Genomic DNA, 16,817 nt, shown 5'->3' with positions numbered 1-16,817 from the left:
TCACCTCCACGTGTTCTGTAGTGTGTCAGTCTTATAAAGAAACTATATCAAAAAGAAAAGAGATTAGAAAGCGAAAAGTGGATCATGGGTTTCATAACCCCATGGGTGCCTTTCGCAGAAAGGCGGAATATAAATATGAGAGAAAAAGAATTGAAATTAATCGTCACATTTCATACGACCACAGATGCGATGGCAATGGAAAAAATGTGCAAGGAACAAAATATTCCCGGACGGCTGATTCCAGTGCCACGCGCACTCTCAGCCGGGTGCGGGCTTTCATGGTGTGCCGCGCCAGGTCAAAGAGGTATGATCAGTGCGGGAATGAAGCGTGCCGGTATAAAAGCGGAGGCAGTTAAGGAGTGCATGGTCTGACGGGGATAAAAAATGTATAAGGACGTTGTCCGAGCTGCAGATACGCCATCAGCTGCTCATTAATGCCTAGCGGCTGCGGTAGATTATATTAGATTCCCCGCCTAAAGTTATCCAGCACGTGGGGCAGCAGTTTATCACTGTATTTTGACAGAGAATAATTCCCAGCACAAAGGGCCCAGTCATAAAGTAAAGCTCTTTCATACATGGCATAGATTTTAACAAGCTCCTCTACTGAAGAAGTAGCCTTGTATTCACCGGATTCAATGCCGGTCGCGATAATCTCTGTTACTATTTGAAAATAATAACGATCCGTGTCCAGAAGGGAACGGCTATCCTTGGTGACCAGCTGCGATGAGAGCAGCGATGCCAGCAAATTCAGGTCAATACTGTTCTCAATCATGTAAAATAACTCATGGTTCAAAAGGAGCAGTTTATCCTTTGCGGAAAGTGCAGGGTCCATTGCGGAATTGATTTCTTCATATTTTTGATCAAAAAGGACCGAAAGTGTGGAGAGAAGGGCATCCTTTCCTTTAAAGTAATGATAGAAAGTGCCCTTGGAGGTTTTGGAAAGTTTGAGAATGTCCTCCACAGTTGTATTATCATATCCATTTTTATAAAATAATGTCCAGGCAGCTTTCACGATTCTGTCTTTCGTTTTCGGTTTTTTTCTTGGCATAAAAATACTCTCTTCCTTATCTAATTTAAATCTAATATTCCTAGTGTCCTTAGTAGTATAGCATAAGTTTAAAGTGATGACTATGTGAAAAATGGTATAACCCGGGCTTAAAGGTTTCTCCTTTGTTCATCAACAGATAAATCACACTGCAAGGTGTCTATAAAAAATGCACTTGAAAAACCGTAAAGTATTTGTTAATATATAAACGCGAACAGGTACATGGGGGTAGAAGGGTAACTGGTGTGCCTCCTGGTCTTCAAAACCAGTGTTGGGCGTTCGTAGCGTCCTGGGTGGGTTCGATTCCCACATGCCTCCGCCAAAAGTTGATTTGCGAAACATTTACATGAGACATCTGGTTTCAGAACAGACCGTCAGATTGTGTTTCAAAAAAATTATGAAAACTACACTTTAGAATAGCAACAAAGGCTCAGAAACGTTTAATTCACGACACTTCTGAGTCTTTTTCTATTTGCCGGCTGTCAAACACGGGGTAAAGCATAAGTTTAAAGTGATGACTATGTGAAAAATAGTATAAAATGGGCTTAAAAGGTTATCCTTTTTTCATAAACAGATTGATCTAGGAAACTCCATATATAAGGATTTATAGAAAATAACTATAAAAACAGAGAGGGGTGTGCTATACAGACTGCCTTTAGGTGCTCTGAAAAAAAGGTAATTCAAGTGTGGAATTCGGATGAATTGATTGAAAGTAAACGGATAGACCACATTCTAGTATAGAGTTTATTTTTTAGTGCCAATTATGCATAAAACACTTGAAAAACCGCCAAGTATTTGTTAATATATAGACGCGGACAGGTGCATGGGGGTAGAAGGGTAACTGGTGTGCCTCCTGGTCTTCAAAACCAGTGTTGGGCGTTCGTAGCGTCCTGGGTGGGTTCGATTCCCACATGCCTCCGCCAAAAGTCGATTTGTGAAATATTTCTCAACCAATACGTTATAGAACTTATCAATAGATGAAATTTAAGAAGGAGAAAAGTGACATGGGAAATTTACAGTTTTTACTGCGGCAACACGTGGGCGCACCTTGCGAACCAGTTGTCAAAAGTGGGGATAAAGTAAGAAAAGGTACTTTGATCGCGGCCCCGACCGGATTGGGTGCTAATATCTTTTCCAGTGTATATGGAACTGTGCAGAATGTTCTCAAGGATCGAATCGTTATCGAGCCCGATGAGATTCAGAAGGAAGAGTTTGAACCAATCAAAGAAGGCAGCCTTCTTGATATGATAAAAGAAGCGGGCATTGTCGGCATGGGAGGCGCAGGGTTTCCGACAGGAGTAAAGCTTGGTGCGGATCTGAACGGAGGATATATTCTGGTCAATGCTGTTGAGTGCGAACCCGGATTGTGTCATAATATCCGGCAAGTTGAGGACAATATAGATATGACCCTCAAGGGCGTAAAATACTGTATGGAAATTTCCAATGCGGCAAAGGCAGTATTTGCGATTAAAACAAAGAACAAGAAAGCAGTAGAGACGCTTCAAAAAGCCCTCCGTGATGAAGATAATATTTCCATACATCTGCTTCCTGATATTTACCCGATGGGCGAGGAGCGTGCCGTAGTCAGAGAAGTTCTGGGGAAACTTCTTGATCCAACTCAGCTTCCCTCAGCTGCCGATGCTATTGTCATCAATGTGGAAACAGTACTGCGGGTAGCTGAGGCAATTGAGTTGAGGAAGCCGTCTTTCAGCAAAAATCTGACCGTGATTGGAAAGCTTAATGGAGGTAATGTGCCTCATGTTTATATGGATGTTCCGATAGGAACCAGTGTGGAAGAACTAGTTGAGCGTTCCGGCGGAATTGATGGAGTGTATGGAGAGGTTATTATGGGCGGTCCGTTTACCGGTCACTCCACAACAATGGATGCACCCATTACCAAGACTACCGGAGGAGTTATTGTGACAATGGAATTTCCGGATTTGCACGGCGCTTCGGTAGGACTCCTGGTATGTGCCTGCAGCGCTGACGAGGCACGTATGCGGGAAGTTTGTAAAAAGATGAACGGAAAAGTAGTATCCGTTGCTACATGCAAGAATGCTGTTGAGATGAAGAACGGCTCATTAAAATGTAAGGATCCGGGAAATTGTCCCGGACAAGCACAGAAGTGCCTGCAGTTCAAAAAAGATAAGGCAGAGTATATCATTATTGGGAACTGTTCAGACTGCTCCAATACGGTTATGGGTTCTGCACCCAAGATGAAACTGAAAGTGTTCCATCAGACGGACCATGTCATGAGAACCATTGGTCATCCTTTGTACCGAAGATTAACTGTTTCTAAACAGGTGCCACAGTTGCCGAATGGAAAGTAAACTGCGTATCTGGTGGAAAATAAATTAACTCATGTTACTATTTGATTCGATGTAAAATTCGTTTCATGTAAGATTTAAGGAGGAAAGAAAGTATGTCAATTACAGCTGAAACAGCTAAAGAACATGCAAAAGACCCTGCAGTGCTCTGCTGCAGAGCCGAAGAAGGCACTGTAATTCAGGCATCTAATCTGGAAGATCCAGCCATCTTTGATGATTTGGTGGATTCTGGTCTTTTGGATTTGGATGGTGTACTGACAATCGAGCAGGTGTTGGGTGCTAAGCTTACAAAGACCTGTGATTCACTGTGTCCTTTGACAGCCGATGCTTTGGAAGGAATAAAAGAAATAGAAGAATCTATACCCGCAGAGAAAAAAGCGGAAGAAAAAGAAGATGTATCTGCACCGACAGTAACGGGGCCCCAGGCAACAATAATACCTGCAGCACAGACTGTGCCCGGTGGAGTACTCAAGATTCATATTGGGGAAGGAAAAGACATTGATATTGAGCTTCCGACAGGCTTAGGCGGCAGCGCTGTTATCCCGGCCCTTCCAACCGCACAGGCTAAGACCGGAGAGGAACCTGCCTTAGCGGAGGATTCTTTAAAAGCAGCTGATGAGAAGCTGATAAGAAGCCTTCAAAGAAAACATTATACAATCACAGAAGTAAAACGTGGACCCGAGACAAAAATCGAAGGAACTACACTATATATCCGGGAGGGTATAGAGAAGGAATGCGTTGATTCAGAAAAACTGGTAATGGATCTTAAGGTTGATGTCATTACACCGGAGCAGTATCACACATATTCTGAAACAATTATGGATGTACAGCCTATTGCATGCAAGGAAGGGGAATCCGAACTTGGAAGTGGCGTAACAAAAGTTTTGGACGGCGTTATCATGATGGTTACAGGAACTGATGCCAACGGAGTGCAGATTGGGGAATTCGGCTCTTCAGAGGGATACCTAGATGAGAATATCATGTGGAATCGTCCCGGAGCACCTGACAAGGGTGAGATATTTATTAAAACTCAGGTAACGGTCAAAGAAGGAACCAACATGGAAAGACCCGGACCGCTTGCTGCTCACAAGGCAACAGATCACATAACACAGGAAATCAGAGAAGCGATGAAAGAGCTGGATGATTCTCTTGTGACAGATACAGAAAACTTTGATCAGGTTAGAAGACCTGGAAAGAAAAAAGTAGTCATTGTAAAGGAAATCATGGGACAGGGTGCTATGCATGACAATCTGGTTCTCCCTGTAGAGCCGGTCGGCGTACTTGGCGCTAAACCAAATGTAGACCTCGGAAACGTCCCAATCTGTGTATCTCCGCTGGAAGTTCTGGATGGCTGCATCCATGCGTTAACCTGTATCGGGCCTGCTTCTAAGGAGATGTCCAGACATTACTGGAGAGAGCCTCTGGTTCTGGAAGTACTCCATGATCCGGAAGTGGATCTTTGCGGAGTCATATTTGTAGGAAGCCCGCAGATTAATACAGAAAAATTCTATGTTTCCAAACGTGTAGGCATGATGGTAGAGATGATGGACGTAGATGGAGCATTTGTCACAACAGAAGGATTCGGAAACAACCACATTGATTTTGCAAGTCATCACGAGCAGATTGGAATGCGCGGAGTTCCTGTTGTCGGACTGTCATTCTGTGCAGTTCAGGGCGCATTGGTTGTTGGAAATAAGTATATGACCACCATGATAGACAATAATAAATCTGAATCCGGTATTGAAAATGAAGTACTTGCCTGCAATACACTTTGCCCTGAAGATGCTCTCAGAGCTCTTGCTATGCTGAAGAACGCAATGGCAGGTGAAGATGTAAAAGCTCCGGAAAGAAAATGGAATCCAAATGTTAAGTCTACAAATGTAGAGCTGATTTCTAATGTGACAGGCAGACCGGTTGAGCTGGTAAAAAATGAGCAATCACTGCCCATGAGCCAGAAGAGAAAAGAGAAATACGACTAAATGAAAGAATTACAGTTTGGTGATAAGATTATACGTATGGAAGGGATAATCGTGGAGGTTCATGACGGCTGTGTCGGAATCGACTTAAAAGGCAGACTTGGCTATCTTAAGATACCGATGCGTATGCTGATTTCAGATTATCCGCTTGTAGTGGGACAGGAAGTTGCCTGGAACATGAGTTTTATAGAACAGCTTGGTTCGGAAGTCAACGATAAATATGTAAGTAATCTTGATATCTATAACAGACGACAGGAAGAAATGCGTAAAGCAAACGCAAATAACAAGGAGGCAGAAGAATGAGTTTGGTAACCACAAAAGGTTTACAATCGGAAATTTATGTTCCAATTACCCCTCCGGCAGTTTGGGCACCAGTAAAAAAAGAACTGAAGGATATGTCCATTGCCCTTGCTACTGCAGCAGGAGTGCACTTAAAGAGTCAGGAAAGATTTAATCTTGCGGGTGACTCTACTTGGAGAAAGATAACAAATACAACACCGTCAGGTGATTTGATGGTATCCCATGGCGGATATGACAACAGTGATGTAAACAAAGACATCAACTGTATGTTTCCCATCGACAGGATTCATGAGCTGGCAAAAGAAGGTTTCATAAGAGCCTGTGCACCGGTACATGCAGGGTTTATGGGAGGGGGCGGAGACCAGGAAAAATTCAAACATGAAACAGGACCTGCTATTGCACAAATGTTCAAAGAGGAAGATGTAGATGCGGTAATTCTGACCGCTGGCTGAGGAACTTGTCACCGCTCTGCAGTATTGGTGCAGAGAGCGATTGAAGAAGCTGGAATACCTACAATCATTATTGCAGCTCTTCCACCGGTTGTTCGTCAGACTGGTACACCTCGTGCCGTAGCTCCACTGGTACCTATGGGTGCCAATGCAGGTGCTCCCCATGATGTGGAGATGCAGACAAATATCGTAAGGGCAGCTCTTGAGCAGCTTACCAAGATTGACACACCGGGAAAAATTGTACCGCTGCCTTTTGAGTACAATGCAAAAATATAATATAAATTTATCTTATAATTTAACAAAGGGGACATTCCGGCAGGAATTGTCCCTTTTGTTTCAAACAACAGCAAAAACGAGCTTCAAAGGGGACTGTCCCCTTTTAAGGAGATGTTTGTAATTGGAAGAAAAAGAAAAGCAGCTTCGCCGCCTTGTGATCAAGGCGTTCCATATAAGTGACGTTCACGAGGGGCCGGAAAATGATGTAACTTTGGATGGAGCTCTTTCTGTGAATGAGAGCTTTTGTGAGGAGTTCCTTAAGGAAGAACCACTGATTGAGGATATCAATATTAAAATTATTGAGCCGGGGAAACATGATGTCTGGACTAACACTATTATGGATATTATACCTGTTTCTACAAAAGTTCTGGGAAAACTAGGGGAGGGCATTACCCATACGCTTACTGGTGTGTATGTGATATTGACCGGCGTGGATACAGTTGGCAGGCAGACTCATGAGTTTGGTTCCTCGGAGGGAACTTTGAAAGATCAGCTGTACTTGAATCGGGCGGGGACACCGTCGGATCAGGATTACATTATATCCTTTGATGTTACCTTGAAAGCAGGAATGGGTCAGGAACGGCCGGGTCCCATGGCAGCTCACCGGGCATGTGATAAGTTTATTCAGATCTATCGCAATAAACTTAAAAAAATGAAAGGCAATCTTTGCACAGAAAGGCATGAGTATTATGACGTCGCGCGCCCCGGGAAGAAAAAGGTTCTTATTATAAAGCAGGTGGCCGGACAGGGGGCTATGTATGACACATGGCTGTTCCCCCATGAGCCATCAGGAGTTGAAGGCGGACGGTCTATTATAGACATAGGAAATATGCCAGTCCTCCTGACACCTAATGAATATAGGGATGGTATTATACGTTCGATGCAATAACAACGGAAGGGAGATGCGCATATGGGAATCGGTCCATCTACGAAAGAAACAACACTTCACCATTTCAGAGATCCTCTGCTGGACGTGGTCTCTGCAGATGAGGACCTGGACCTGCTTGGAATTGTAGTGGTGGGAACACCGGATGACAACGAAGATAAGATTTTTGTTGGAACACGTGCAGCGGCCATGGCAGAATGCATGCGTGCGGACGGTGTGATCATTTCGTCGGATGGCTGGGGAAACAGTGACGTGGATTATGCCAATACCTGTGAACAATTGGGAATACGCGATATTGTAGTAACAGGATTAAAATTCAGCGGAAAAAACGGTGGATTTGTTGTGGAAAACAAATATCTATCAGCAATCAGGGATATCAGCAAGAATCCGGAAGGGCTGGAATCCTGCATTGTCGGAGAAAATAATGCTACAGAGCTGGATGCAAGAGCTGTTACCGCGATGCTGAAGCTAAAAATGAGGAAAAAATAGCCAAATACGCCAAAAAGCCTCGTGCAAACGAAAAACACGACCGCTGCCGTGTTTTTCGTTTTTGGTATGTCATTGAGAGGTTTTCCTCGTTGCATTGCAGTTTGTATTATATACAAATCTGGGGAATGTCCTTCAATGAGGATGTGTATATTAATTGGAGTTCATCGTCGCAAGAGGGCTCTTGGGGAAAACACTCAGCGATGATATAACTGCAATAGCAACCAAGTATGGTTGAGAGCGGCCCGCTTTAGAGAGCCGCAGCATTTATTTTATAAAAGGCGCTTTCCTGATCTTGGGAAACCGCCTTTAATTACAAGTTTTTAAGCTAAACTTACTATATCACTTTACCACGCTGATGTCAAGATGAAAAGATTGTACCAAAAAAAATACAATTATTGAAAAAAACCGCTTGAAATAATTGGGTAAATACTATATACTAATAAAGCTGTGACATGATAGCTGTGAAGCGTGAGGTTGCTGCCAAGTGCGTGAAGCAGGATGGCAGGTTTTCCGCGGAGCGAATGTCAAGTTAGGAAACTGGCGACAAGTCACTGTACGAATCAAAACTGATTACCATTTATCAATAGACAGGGATAAGGGTAGGAAACAACGTGTGAGTTTCTCACGACACACACGGGAGAGTGTACAGTCACCGCTTGTCGTACTTGGGTTAAATAGTACGAAAAGGAGGCGACTTTTTTTATGGCAAGTCAAGTAATGAGAATCACATTGAAAGCATATGATCACCAATTGGTTGATGCATCTGCAAAGAAAATCATCGAAACTGTAAAGAAGAACGGATCACAAGTGAGTGGACCAGTGCCACTTCCGACTAAGAAGGAAGTAGTGACAATTTTGAGAGCTGTACACAAGTACAAAGACTCCAGAGAGCAGTTCGAACAGAGAACTCATAAGAGACTCATTGATATCATCACACCAACACAGAAGACTGTGGATGCATTGTCCAGACTGGAAATGCCTGCAGGTGTCTATATCGATATCAAAATGAAAAACAAGTAAGTTTTAGTAAACATGCAGTATTCCTAAAATTTAGGATGAGCGCGCGAGCGTTCCGCTGTAAATCACAGGAGGTATTTATAATGAAGAAAGCTATTTTAGCTACGAAAGTCGGAATGACTCAAATCTTCAACGAAGACGGATTACTGACTCCGGTAACTGTATTGCAGGCAGGGCCTTGTGTTGTAACACAGGTTAAGACAGCTGACAATGACGGCTACAGTGCAGTGCAGTTCGGCTTTGTCGACAAAAAGGAAAAGATTGTCACAAAAGATAAGAGTGGCAAGAAAGAAATCGCACACAGAAACGGTGTCACAAAAGCAGAAAAGGGACACTTTGAAAAAGCGGGTGTTTCCGGGAAAAGATTTGTAAAGGAATTCAGACTTGAAAACGCTGAAGAATATACACTGGCTCAGGAAATCAAGGCAGACATTTTTACGGCAGGGGACAAGATTGATGCTACTGCAGTCTCAAAAGGTAAAGGTTTCCAGGGTGCGATCAAGCGTCATAATCAGAGCAGAGGACCTATGACTCACGGTTCTAAGTTCCACCGTCACGCTGGTTCCAATGGTTCAGCATCTGACCCGAGTAAAGTGTTTAAGGGCAAAAAGATGCCTGGTCAGATGGGTAACAAGAAAATTACAGTGCAAAATCTTGAAATTGTCAGAGTTGACGCTGAAAACAACCTGCTTTTAGTAAAGGGTTCAGTTCCGGGACCGAAGAAATGCCTGGTGACAATCAAAGAAACTGTAAAGGCTAACTAGTCTGACTGATATAGAAAGGAGGAACACACAGATGGCAAATGTATCTGTTTATAATATCGAAGGTAAAGAAGTTGGTACAATCGATTTGAACGATGCTGTATTTGGTGTTGAGGTAAATGAACATCTTGTACACATGGCAGTAGTAAACCAGCTTGCAAATAATCGCCAGGGAACACAGAAAGCGAAGACTCGCTCCGAAGTTTCCGGAGGCGGAAGAAAACCATGGAGACAAAAGGGAACAGGTCATGCAAGACAAGGTTCAACAAGAGCTCCACAGTGGACAGGCGGCGGAGTTGTATTTGCTCCGGTACCGAGAGACTATTCATTCAAAATGAACAGAAAAGAAAAAAGAGCAGCACTGAAATCCGCTCTTTCTTCTGCAGTAGAAGATAAAAAATTTATTGTGGTTGATGAACTGAACTTTGATGAGATTAAGACAAAGAAATTCCAGGAAGTTTTGAAAAACCTGAATATTAATAAGGCACTGGTTGTTCTGGAAGACGGAAATAAAAACGTTGAGATCTCTGCAAGGAACATCCCGGATGTGAAGACAGCTAAGTCAAACACAATCAATGTATACGATGTCTTAAAATACAACACAGTGATCGCTACTAAAGCTGCTGTTGCAAGTATCGAGGAGGTGTACGCATAATGGCTAACGTTCAATATTATGATGTAATCCTTAAACCGGTAATTACAGAAAAGTCAATGGAGCTGATGGCTGACAAAAAATATACTTTCCTTGTCCACCCAGAAGCTACAAAATCACAGGTTAAAGAAGCTGTTGAAAAAATGTTCGCTGGAACAAAGGTAAAAAGTGTAAATACTATGAATCTTGATGGAAAGACAAAGAGACGTGGTATGACTTACGGGAAGACAGCCAAGACAAAGAAAGCGATTGTTCAGCTGACAGAAAACAGCACTGAGATTGAAATATTCCAGGGACTGTAGGCCGGAAGTACTTAACGAGGTCTTTTCGAGTTTAGTACGAGGCCGTTCCTTAAATTAAAAATATACGGTGCAATTCCGTGACAACAAATTAATGAAGAAACGAAAGGAGAGAAAGTAATGGGAATCAAAACATATAACCCATATACACCTTCCAGAAGACAGATGACTGGCTCTGATTTCTCTGAAATCACGAAGACCGCTCCCGAGAAATCTCTGTTAGAATCCAAGAGCAGAAAAGCCGGCCGCAATAATCAGGGTAAAATCACAGTTAGACACCGCGGAGGCGGAGCTAAGAAAAAATACAGAGTTATAGACTTTAAAAGAAGAAAAGACGGTGTCCCCGCAACTGTAGTCGGAATTGAATATGATCCGAACAGAAGTGCAAACATCGCATTGATTAGTTATGCAGACGGTGAGAAAGCATATATCCTTGCTCCGGAAGGACTAAAGGATGGGATGAAGTTAATGAACGGACCAGAAGCAGAGGTAAGAATAGGAAACTGCCTGCCTCTTTCTGAGATTCCGGTTGGTACTCAGATTCATAATATAGAGATGTATCCCGGAAAAGGCGGACAGCTCGTTCGTTCAGCGGGAAACAGCGCACAGCTGATGGCGAAAGAAGGAAAGTATGCCACACTCAGGCTTCCCTCCGGTGAGATGAGAATGGTACCGATTATTTGCAGGGCAACCGTAGGTGCAGTAGGCAACGGTGACCACAGTCTGATTAGTATTGGTAAAGCCGGCCGTAAGCGTCATATGGGCTTTAGACCTACAGTACGTGGTTCTGTCATGAATCCAAATGACCATCCCCATGGTGGTGGTGAAGGTAAGACGGGTATCGGTCTTCCAGGTCCGTCAACACCTTGGGGCAAACCTGCACTGGGGCTTAAGACTCGCAAGAAAAATAAAGCTTCTAACAACATGATTGTAAGAAGAAGAAATGGGAAAACGATTAAATAATTCAGATTACAAGGAGGTTAGAACATATGGCTCGCTCACTTAAAAAAGGACCATTTGCAGATGAAAGCTTACTGAAAAAAGTAGATGCTATGAATACTGCAGGTGATAAATCAGTTATTAAGACATGGTCACGTCGTTCTACAATCTTTCCGTCATTTATCGGACACACATTTGCTGTCCATGACGGAAGAAAACATGTGCCTGTATACGTCACAGAAGATATGGTAGGACACAAACTCGGAGAGTTTGTCGCAACCAGGACATACAGAGGACACGGCAAGGACGAGAAAAAGTCAAGAATAAGATAAATCATTTAAGATATTCGAAAGGAGGGTTCATCCATGGCAAAAGGACATAGATCCCAAATCAAGAGAGAAAGAAACGAGCAGAAAGACACAAGACCGTCAGCTAAGATTTCTTACGCAAGGGTGTCAGTTCAGAAAGCTTGCTTCGTATTGGATGCCATCAGAGGTAAGGACGTACAAACAGCACTTGGTATTTTAACTTATAACCCAAGATACGCTTCAAGTGTAATAGAAAAGTTATTAAAATCAGCAATTGCAAATGCTGAGAACAACAATGGTATGAATGTTGAGAACCTTTATGTTGAAGAGTGCTTCGCTAATAAAGGACCAACAATGAAGAGAATTAAACCAAGAGCACAGGGAAGGGCTTACAGAATTGAGAAGAGAATGAGTCATATCACCATTGTGCTTAATGAAAGATAAGGAGGGAAATAATGGGACAGAAGGTTAATCCTCATGGCTTAAGAGTCGGCGTTATTAAAGATTGGGATTCTAAATGGTATGCAGAAAAAGATTTTGCAGATAACCTGGTAGAAGACTATGCAATCAGAAAATTTCTTAAAAAGAGATTATACAGCGCAGGTATTTCCAGTATAGAAATTGAAAGAGCATCTGAGCGTATTAAAATTGTTATTTATACAGCAAAACCCGGTGTAGTAATCGGAAAAGGCGGTTCTGAGATTGAAAAAGTAAAGGCAGAGCTGAGACAGTTTACAGACAAGAAGTTAATCGTAGATATCAAAGAAGTCAAGAGACCGGACAAAGATGCTCAGTTAGTAGCTGAGAATATCGCACAGCAGCTTGAGAACCGTATTTCATTCAGACGTGCTATGAAATCCAGTATGTCAAGAACAATGAAGTCCGGAGCACTTGGCGTGAAAACATCTGTTTCAGGACGTCTTGGCGGTGCTGATATGGCTCGTACAGAGTTCTACAGTGAAGGAACGATTCCGCTGCAGACACTTAGAGCTGACATTGATTATGGATTCGCAGAAGCTGACACAACTTACGGAAAGGTCGGTGTAAAGGTTTGGATTTACAAAGGCGAAGTTCTTCCGACTAAAGGAGATAAGGAAGGGAGCGATAAATAATGTTAATGCCAAAAAGAGTAAAACGTCGTAAACAATTTCGTGGTACCATGAAGGGCAAGGCTATGAGAGGTAACACGATTTCATACGGTGAGTATGGTATCATTGCAACAGAGCCGTGCTGGATTCGGTCTAATCAGATTGAGGCAGCCCGTGTTGCTATGACACGTTACATTAAGCGTGGTGGTAAAGTCTGGATTAAAATCTTCCCAGATAAGCCGGTAACAGCAAAACCAGCAGAAACTCGTATGGGTAAAGGAAAAGGCGCATTGGAGTACTGGGTAGCAGTAGTAAAACCAGGCCGTGTAATGTTTGAAATCGCAGGAGTACCTGAGGAGACAGCTAAAGAGGCGCTTCGTCTTGCAATTCACAAGTTACCCTGCAAATGCAAAATCGTTTCTCGCGCAGACTTAGAAGGCGGTGATAACAGTGAAAATTAATACATTTGTAGAAGAATTAAGAGAAAAATCTGTAGAAGAATTAAATGAAGAATTAGTAGCTGCTAAAAAGGAACTTTTTAATTTAAGATTCCAGAATGCAACGAATCAATTAGATAACACAAGCAGAATCAGAGAAGTGAGAAAAAATATCGCTCGTATCCAGACAGTGATAACTGAGGTCAGCCGATAGGCCGATAGTGATTAGTGAGGTTTTTCCGAACTTAGCACGTAGGCCGTTCTTTGAGATTAGCGAGGTTCTTTCGAGCTTAGCGAAAAGAACTTCATTATAATGAACCCGTTTGAAAGGAGTAAAGCTGTGGAAGAAAGAAATCTTAGAAAAATCCGTACAGGCAAGGTTGTTAGTGATAAAATGGAAAAAACAATCGTTGTTGCAGTTGAAGACCACGTTAAGCATCCACTCTATAAGAAAATCATGAAAAAGACATATAAGTTGAAAGCTCATGATGAAAACAATGAGTGTAACGTTGGAGATACAGTAAAAGTTATGGAAACAAGACCACTCTCTAAAGACAAGAGATGGAGACTTGTGGAAATTATGGAAAAAGCAAAATAAGCGACTGCATTTTTTGCAGGCATCAGATAGCCGGAAAGGCTGTCATATATATTAAAGGAGGTTTACCTGCATGATACAACAAGAAAGTAGACTTAAAGTAGCAGACAACACAGGGGCCAGAGAGTTACTGTGTATCCGTGTACTTGGCGGTTCTACAAGAAGATATGCCAACATCGGAGACGTAATCGTTGCCAGCGTTAAAGATGCAACACCAGGCGGCGTTGTAAAAAAGGGTGACATTGTTAAAGCTGTAGTTGTCCGCACTGTTAAGGGCGCACGTCGTAAAGATGGCTCCTATATCAGATTTGACGAGAATGCTGCTGTTATTATAAAAGACGATTTGAACCCGCGTGGAACACGTATTTTTGGGCCAGTAGCCAGAGAGCTTAGAGACAAGCATTTTATGAAAATTGTTTCTTTGGCTCCGGAAGTACTCTAGGGAGGTGTTTAAGATGTCAACAATGAAAATTAAAAAGGGCGACACTGTAAAAGTTATCGCTGGAAAAGATAAAGATAAAGAAGGCAAGGTTATTGCCGTAAACAAAAAAGAAGGAAAAGTTCTGGTTGAAGGTGTCAACATGCTTACAAAGCACACAAAACCAAGCGCTGCTAATCAAAATGGCGGTATCATCCATCAGGAAGGTCAGATTGATATTTCCAATGTAATGTATGTGCACAAAGGAGAAGTTACAAGAATAGGCTTCAAGATGGACGGAGATAAGAAGGTACGTGTTGCTAAATCTACAGGTGACATCATTGATTAATTCTAGGAAGGAGGTCCAGGACTTTGAGTAGACTGAAAGAACAATATCAGAATGAGATCATTGACGCAATGATTAAGAAATTTGGATATAAAAATATTATGGAAGTGCCGAAGCTTGACAAAGTCGTTATCAATATGGGTGTCGGCGAAGCAAAAGAAAACGCGAAGGTATTAGAGTCAGCTGTTGCTGATATGGAGAAAATTTCGGGACAGAAAGCAGTTCTTACAAGGGCTAAGAATTCAGTCGCGAACTTCAAGATCAGAGAAGATATGCCGATTGGATGTAAGGTTACCTTAAGAGGCGAGAGAATGTATGAATTCGTTGATCGTCTGGTAAATCTGGCACTGCCCCGTGTACGTGACTTCAGGGGCGTGAATCCGAACGCATTCGACGGCAGAGGAAATTATGCACTCGGCATCAAAGAGCAGCTTATCTTCCCCGAGATTGAGTACGATAAGGTAGATAAGGTCAGAGGTATGGATGTAATTTTTGTTACAACAGCCAAGACTGACGAAGAAGCCCGTGAATTATTGACACAGTTCAATATGCCATTCACTAAGTAAAGGAGGGAAATTCATGGCAAAGACATCAATGAAAATTAAACAGCAGCGTAAACCAAAATACTCCACAAGAGAGTACAGCCGTTGCAGAATCTGCGGACGTCCGCATTCCTACTTAAGAAAATATGGAATCTGCCGTATTTGCTTCCGGGAACTGGCGTATAAAGGACAAATTCCAGGTGTTAGGAAGGCTAGCTGGTAACTTTCCCGCATTTAACCGATAAAGAAATTAAGGAGGTCAATAATCAATGACTATGAGTGATCCAATCGCAGATATGCTTACAAGAATCCGTAATGCAAATACTGCTAAACATGATACAGTTGATGTTCCTGCATCTAAGATGAAAATCGCGATTGCCAATATTCTGCTCGACGAAGGTTATATTGTAAAGTATGACATTATAGAAGACGGAAGCTTCAAGACAATCCACATCACATTAAAGTATGGTGCAGACAAGAATGAAAAAGTTATTTCCGGTCTGAAGAGAATATCAAAACCTGGACTTCGTGTGTATGCCAACAGCGCAGACATCCCGAAAGTATTAGGCGGACTTGGAACAGCTATTGTTTCTACAAACAAAGGTGTTATTACAGACAAAGAAGCAAGAAAACTCGGCGTAGGCGGAGAGGTACTGTGCTTTGTATGGTAACTGAAAACAGAGGAGCCTTAGCTGCTTCTCCGAGAATTTAAGTTATAGGAGGTAAGGTATGTCACGTATAGGAAGACTGCCAGTCGCAGTTCCAGCAGGTGTAACTGTGGATATTGCGGAAAATAACGTAGTGACTGTAAAAGGTCCTAAGGGAACTCTTGTAAAAGAGCTTCCGGTTGAAATGGAAATCAAACATGAGGGCGAAGAAATTATCGTTACAAGACCGAATGATTTAAAAAGAATGAAATCTTTACACGGTCTGACAAGAACATTAATCAACAACATGGTTGTTGGTGTAACAGAAGGATATAAGAAGGTTCTGGAAGTCAACGGTGTTGGCTACAGAGCTGCAAAAGCAGGAAATAAACTGACACTTAGCTTAGGCTATTCTCATCCGGTGGAAATGATGGATCCGGAGGGCGTTGAGACGACACTGGAAGGTCAGAACAAAATCACCGTATCAGGTATCGATAAAGAAAAAGTAGGCCAATTTGCAGCTGAAATCAGAAACAAGAGAAGACCGGAACCATACAAGGGCAAAGGTATTAAGTATGCTGATGAAACTATCAGACGTAAAGTTGGTAAGACTGGTAAGAAATAAATAAGGAGGGTGTGAAAATGGTTAGTAAGAAATCAAGAAGCGAAGTTCGTAGAAAAAAACATATAAAATTACGCAACCGCTTCAGCGGTACGGCCGAAAGACCACGTTTGGCTGTGTTTAGAAGTAATACGCATATGTATGCACAGATCGTTGACGATACAGTCGGAAACACTTTGGTTGCAGCTTCCACTCTTCAAAATGATGTGAAAGCAGAACTGGAAAAGACTAACAACGTCGAAGCAGCGGCATATTTAGGAAAAGTAATTGCTGAGAAAGCAAAGGAAAAAGGTATTACAGATGTTGTCTTTGACAGAGGCGGCTTTATATACCAGGGAAAAGTTAAAGCATTAGCAGAGGCAGCCAGAGAAGCCGGGCTGAATTTCTAGGAAGGGAGA

The 16,817-nt window shown here is 42.4% G+C and carries 26 protein-coding genes and 2 tRNA genes; 27 read left to right on the top strand and 1 reads right to left on the bottom strand.

Annotated elements, in window-relative coordinates:
• Positions 1-135 precede the first annotated feature (135 nt).
• Complete coding sequence (locus BN3456_RS03880; RefSeq protein ID WP_089982827.1) at positions 136-372, top strand: DUF3343 domain-containing protein; 237 nt, start codon at positions 136-138, stop codon at positions 370-372.
• 88 nt (positions 373-460) lie between these two features.
• On the opposite strand, the gene BN3456_RS03875 is transcribed toward BN3456_RS03880, so the two are convergent.
• Positions 461-1,048 carry a TetR/AcrR family transcriptional regulator gene (locus BN3456_RS03875; RefSeq protein WP_089982826.1) on the bottom strand — a complete coding sequence of 196 codons (588 nt, stop codon included), beginning with the start codon at positions 1,046-1,048 and terminating at the stop codon, positions 461-463.
• Between the two features lie 221 nt (positions 1,049-1,269).
• Here BN3456_RS03875 and BN3456_RS03870 point away from each other — a divergent pair.
• From BN3456_RS03870 to rplR, 26 genes are all read left to right on the top strand, one after another.
• A tRNA-Sec gene (locus BN3456_RS03870) sits at positions 1,270-1,367 on the top strand.
• Between the two features lie 503 nt (positions 1,368-1,870).
• Positions 1,871-1,968: transfer RNA gene (locus BN3456_RS03865), tRNA-Sec, on the top strand.
• An 81-nt stretch (positions 1,969-2,049) separates the two neighbouring features.
• Entirely contained in the window at positions 2,050-3,375 is a 1,326-nt protein-coding gene (gene prdC, locus BN3456_RS03860) for a proline reductase-associated electron transfer protein PrdC (RefSeq protein WP_089982825.1), read from the top strand.
• A 92-nt stretch (positions 3,376-3,467) separates the two neighbouring features.
• Positions 3,468-5,351 carry a D-proline reductase (dithiol) proprotein PrdA gene (prdA, locus tag BN3456_RS03855; protein ID WP_089982824.1) on the top strand — a complete coding sequence of 628 codons (1,884 nt, stop codon included), beginning with the start codon at positions 3,468-3,470 and terminating at the stop codon, positions 5,349-5,351.
• Complete coding sequence (locus BN3456_RS03850) at positions 5,352-5,651, top strand: CBO2463/CBO2479 domain-containing protein (protein WP_089982823.1); 300 nt, start codon at positions 5,352-5,354, stop codon at positions 5,649-5,651.
• Positions 5,648-6,373, top strand: coding sequence for a D-proline reductase (dithiol) protein PrdB (gene prdB, locus BN3456_RS03845; RefSeq protein WP_089982822.1), 726 nt, complete (start codon positions 5,648-5,650; stop codon positions 6,371-6,373). The genes BN3456_RS03850 and prdB overlap by 4 nt, the downstream gene beginning before the upstream one ends.
• A gap of 121 nt (positions 6,374-6,494) precedes the next feature.
• The gene (gene prdD, locus BN3456_RS03840) at positions 6,495-7,262 is read left to right on the top strand and encodes a proline reductase cluster protein PrdD (protein ID WP_089982821.1); all 768 of its coding nucleotides are present in this window, start codon (positions 6,495-6,497) and stop codon (positions 7,260-7,262) included.
• A 21-nt stretch (positions 7,263-7,283) separates the two neighbouring features.
• The gene (locus BN3456_RS03835) at positions 7,284-7,748 is read left to right on the top strand and encodes a glycine/sarcosine/betaine reductase component B subunit (RefSeq protein ID WP_089982820.1); all 465 of its coding nucleotides are present in this window, start codon (positions 7,284-7,286) and stop codon (positions 7,746-7,748) included.
• Between the two features lie 702 nt (positions 7,749-8,450).
• Positions 8,451-8,768, top strand: coding sequence for a 30S ribosomal protein S10 (gene rpsJ / locus BN3456_RS03830; RefSeq protein ID WP_004607300.1), 318 nt, complete (start codon positions 8,451-8,453; stop codon positions 8,766-8,768).
• Positions 8,769-8,848: 80 nt separating this feature from the next.
• Positions 8,849-9,529, top strand: a complete 681-nt coding sequence (gene rplC / locus BN3456_RS03825) for a 50S ribosomal protein L3 (protein ID WP_089982819.1) — start codon at positions 8,849-8,851, stop codon at positions 9,527-9,529.
• A gap of 31 nt (positions 9,530-9,560) precedes the next feature.
• Entirely contained in the window at positions 9,561-10,181 is a 621-nt protein-coding gene (gene rplD, locus BN3456_RS03820; protein WP_089982818.1) for a 50S ribosomal protein L4, read from the top strand.
• Entirely contained in the window at positions 10,181-10,480 is a 300-nt protein-coding gene (rplW, locus tag BN3456_RS03815) for a 50S ribosomal protein L23 (RefSeq protein WP_089982817.1), read from the top strand. The genes rplD and rplW overlap by 1 nt, the downstream gene beginning before the upstream one ends.
• Before the next feature lie 117 nt (positions 10,481-10,597).
• Positions 10,598-11,440, top strand: a complete 843-nt coding sequence (gene rplB, locus BN3456_RS03810) for a 50S ribosomal protein L2 (RefSeq protein ID WP_089982816.1) — start codon at positions 10,598-10,600, stop codon at positions 11,438-11,440.
• 26 nt (positions 11,441-11,466) lie between these two features.
• On the top strand, positions 11,467-11,748 hold the full coding sequence (gene rpsS, locus BN3456_RS03805; RefSeq protein ID WP_089982815.1) for a 30S ribosomal protein S19: 282 nt from the start codon (positions 11,467-11,469) through the stop codon (positions 11,746-11,748).
• Positions 11,749-11,781: 33 nt separating this feature from the next.
• Positions 11,782-12,168: a 50S ribosomal protein L22 gene (rplV, locus tag BN3456_RS03800; protein WP_089982814.1), complete on the top strand. Its 387-nt coding sequence runs from the start codon at positions 11,782-11,784 to the stop codon at positions 12,166-12,168.
• A gap of 11 nt (positions 12,169-12,179) precedes the next feature.
• Positions 12,180-12,836, top strand: a complete 657-nt coding sequence (gene rpsC / locus BN3456_RS03795) for a 30S ribosomal protein S3 (RefSeq protein ID WP_089982813.1) — start codon at positions 12,180-12,182, stop codon at positions 12,834-12,836.
• On the top strand, positions 12,836-13,273 hold the full coding sequence (rplP, locus tag BN3456_RS03790) for a 50S ribosomal protein L16 (protein ID WP_089982812.1): 438 nt from the start codon (positions 12,836-12,838) through the stop codon (positions 13,271-13,273). The genes rpsC and rplP overlap by 1 nt, the downstream gene beginning before the upstream one ends.
• Positions 13,263-13,463: a 50S ribosomal protein L29 gene (rpmC, locus tag BN3456_RS03785; RefSeq protein ID WP_089982811.1), complete on the top strand. Its 201-nt coding sequence runs from the start codon at positions 13,263-13,265 to the stop codon at positions 13,461-13,463. Before rplP ends, rpmC begins: the two co-directional genes overlap by 11 nt.
• A 126-nt stretch (positions 13,464-13,589) precedes the next feature.
• On the top strand, positions 13,590-13,847 hold the full coding sequence (rpsQ, locus tag BN3456_RS03780; RefSeq protein WP_089982810.1) for a 30S ribosomal protein S17: 258 nt from the start codon (positions 13,590-13,592) through the stop codon (positions 13,845-13,847).
• A 70-nt stretch (positions 13,848-13,917) separates the two neighbouring features.
• Positions 13,918-14,286 (top strand): 50S ribosomal protein L14, encoded by a 369-nt coding sequence (gene rplN, locus BN3456_RS03775; RefSeq protein ID WP_089982809.1) that lies wholly within the window; start codon positions 13,918-13,920, stop codon positions 14,284-14,286.
• 13 nt (positions 14,287-14,299) lie between these two features.
• Positions 14,300-14,611, top strand: coding sequence for a 50S ribosomal protein L24 (gene rplX, locus BN3456_RS03770; protein WP_089982808.1), 312 nt, complete (start codon positions 14,300-14,302; stop codon positions 14,609-14,611).
• Positions 14,612-14,634: 23 nt separating this feature from the next.
• Positions 14,635-15,174 (top strand): 50S ribosomal protein L5, encoded by a 540-nt coding sequence (gene rplE / locus BN3456_RS03765; protein ID WP_089982807.1) that lies wholly within the window; start codon positions 14,635-14,637, stop codon positions 15,172-15,174.
• 13 nt (positions 15,175-15,187) lie between these two features.
• Entirely contained in the window at positions 15,188-15,373 is a 186-nt protein-coding gene (locus BN3456_RS03760; RefSeq protein ID WP_089982806.1) for a type Z 30S ribosomal protein S14, read from the top strand.
• 46 nt (positions 15,374-15,419) lie between these two features.
• On the top strand, positions 15,420-15,821 hold the full coding sequence (gene rpsH / locus BN3456_RS03755) for a 30S ribosomal protein S8 (RefSeq protein WP_089982805.1): 402 nt from the start codon (positions 15,420-15,422) through the stop codon (positions 15,819-15,821).
• A 58-nt stretch (positions 15,822-15,879) separates the two neighbouring features.
• A complete protein-coding gene (rplF, locus tag BN3456_RS03750; RefSeq protein WP_089982804.1) occupies positions 15,880-16,422 on the top strand; it encodes a 50S ribosomal protein L6 in 543 nt (180 codons plus the stop codon).
• A gap of 17 nt (positions 16,423-16,439) precedes the next feature.
• On the top strand, positions 16,440-16,808 hold the full coding sequence (gene rplR, locus BN3456_RS03745) for a 50S ribosomal protein L18 (protein WP_089982803.1): 369 nt from the start codon (positions 16,440-16,442) through the stop codon (positions 16,806-16,808).
• Positions 16,809-16,817 lie beyond the last annotated feature (9 nt).

The organism is Clostridium sp. C105KSO13 (assembly GCF_001517425.1).
In the GTDB taxonomy this organism is placed as follows: Bacteria; Bacillota; Clostridia; order Lachnospirales; family Lachnospiraceae; genus Muricomes.
The sequence above is the reverse complement of the archived record's forward strand: the minus strand, read 5'-3'. Positions and strand labels throughout refer to the sequence as shown.

Excerpts from the sequence above, each read along its gene's own strand:
- BN3456_RS03880 (WP_089982827.1), top strand. The coding sequence starts at position 136 with ATGAGAGAAAAAGAATTGAAATTAATCGTCACATTTCATACGACCACA.
- BN3456_RS03875 (WP_089982826.1), bottom strand. The coding sequence starts at position 1,048 with ATGCCAAGAAAAAAACCGAAAACGAAAGACAGAATCGTGAAAGCTGCC.
- prdC (WP_089982825.1), top strand. The coding sequence starts at position 2,050 with ATGGGAAATTTACAGTTTTTACTGCGGCAACACGTGGGCGCACCTTGC.
- prdA (WP_089982824.1), top strand. The coding sequence starts at position 3,468 with ATGTCAATTACAGCTGAAACAGCTAAAGAACATGCAAAAGACCCTGCA.
- BN3456_RS03850 (WP_089982823.1), top strand. The coding sequence starts at position 5,352 with ATGAAAGAATTACAGTTTGGTGATAAGATTATACGTATGGAAGGGATA.
- BN3456_RS03835 (WP_089982820.1), top strand. The coding sequence starts at position 7,284 with ATGGGAATCGGTCCATCTACGAAAGAAACAACACTTCACCATTTCAGA.
- rpsJ (WP_004607300.1), top strand. The coding sequence starts at position 8,451 with ATGGCAAGTCAAGTAATGAGAATCACATTGAAAGCATATGATCACCAA.
- rplC (WP_089982819.1), top strand. The coding sequence starts at position 8,849 with ATGAAGAAAGCTATTTTAGCTACGAAAGTCGGAATGACTCAAATCTTC.
- rplD (WP_089982818.1), top strand. The coding sequence starts at position 9,561 with ATGGCAAATGTATCTGTTTATAATATCGAAGGTAAAGAAGTTGGTACA.
- rplW (WP_089982817.1), top strand. The coding sequence starts at position 10,181 with ATGGCTAACGTTCAATATTATGATGTAATCCTTAAACCGGTAATTACA.
- rplB (WP_089982816.1), top strand. The coding sequence starts at position 10,598 with ATGGGAATCAAAACATATAACCCATATACACCTTCCAGAAGACAGATG.
- rpsS (WP_089982815.1), top strand. The coding sequence starts at position 11,467 with ATGGCTCGCTCACTTAAAAAAGGACCATTTGCAGATGAAAGCTTACTG.
- rplV (WP_089982814.1), top strand. The coding sequence starts at position 11,782 with ATGGCAAAAGGACATAGATCCCAAATCAAGAGAGAAAGAAACGAGCAG.
- rpsC (WP_089982813.1), top strand. The coding sequence starts at position 12,180 with ATGGGACAGAAGGTTAATCCTCATGGCTTAAGAGTCGGCGTTATTAAA.
- rplP (WP_089982812.1), top strand. The coding sequence starts at position 12,836 with ATGTTAATGCCAAAAAGAGTAAAACGTCGTAAACAATTTCGTGGTACC.
- rplN (WP_089982809.1), top strand. The coding sequence starts at position 13,918 with ATGATACAACAAGAAAGTAGACTTAAAGTAGCAGACAACACAGGGGCC.
- rplX (WP_089982808.1), top strand. The coding sequence starts at position 14,300 with ATGTCAACAATGAAAATTAAAAAGGGCGACACTGTAAAAGTTATCGCT.
- BN3456_RS03760 (WP_089982806.1), top strand. The coding sequence starts at position 15,188 with ATGGCAAAGACATCAATGAAAATTAAACAGCAGCGTAAACCAAAATAC.
- rpsH (WP_089982805.1), top strand. The coding sequence starts at position 15,420 with ATGACTATGAGTGATCCAATCGCAGATATGCTTACAAGAATCCGTAAT.
- rplF (WP_089982804.1), top strand. The coding sequence starts at position 15,880 with ATGTCACGTATAGGAAGACTGCCAGTCGCAGTTCCAGCAGGTGTAACT.
- rplR (WP_089982803.1), top strand. The coding sequence starts at position 16,440 with ATGGTTAGTAAGAAATCAAGAAGCGAAGTTCGTAGAAAAAAACATATA.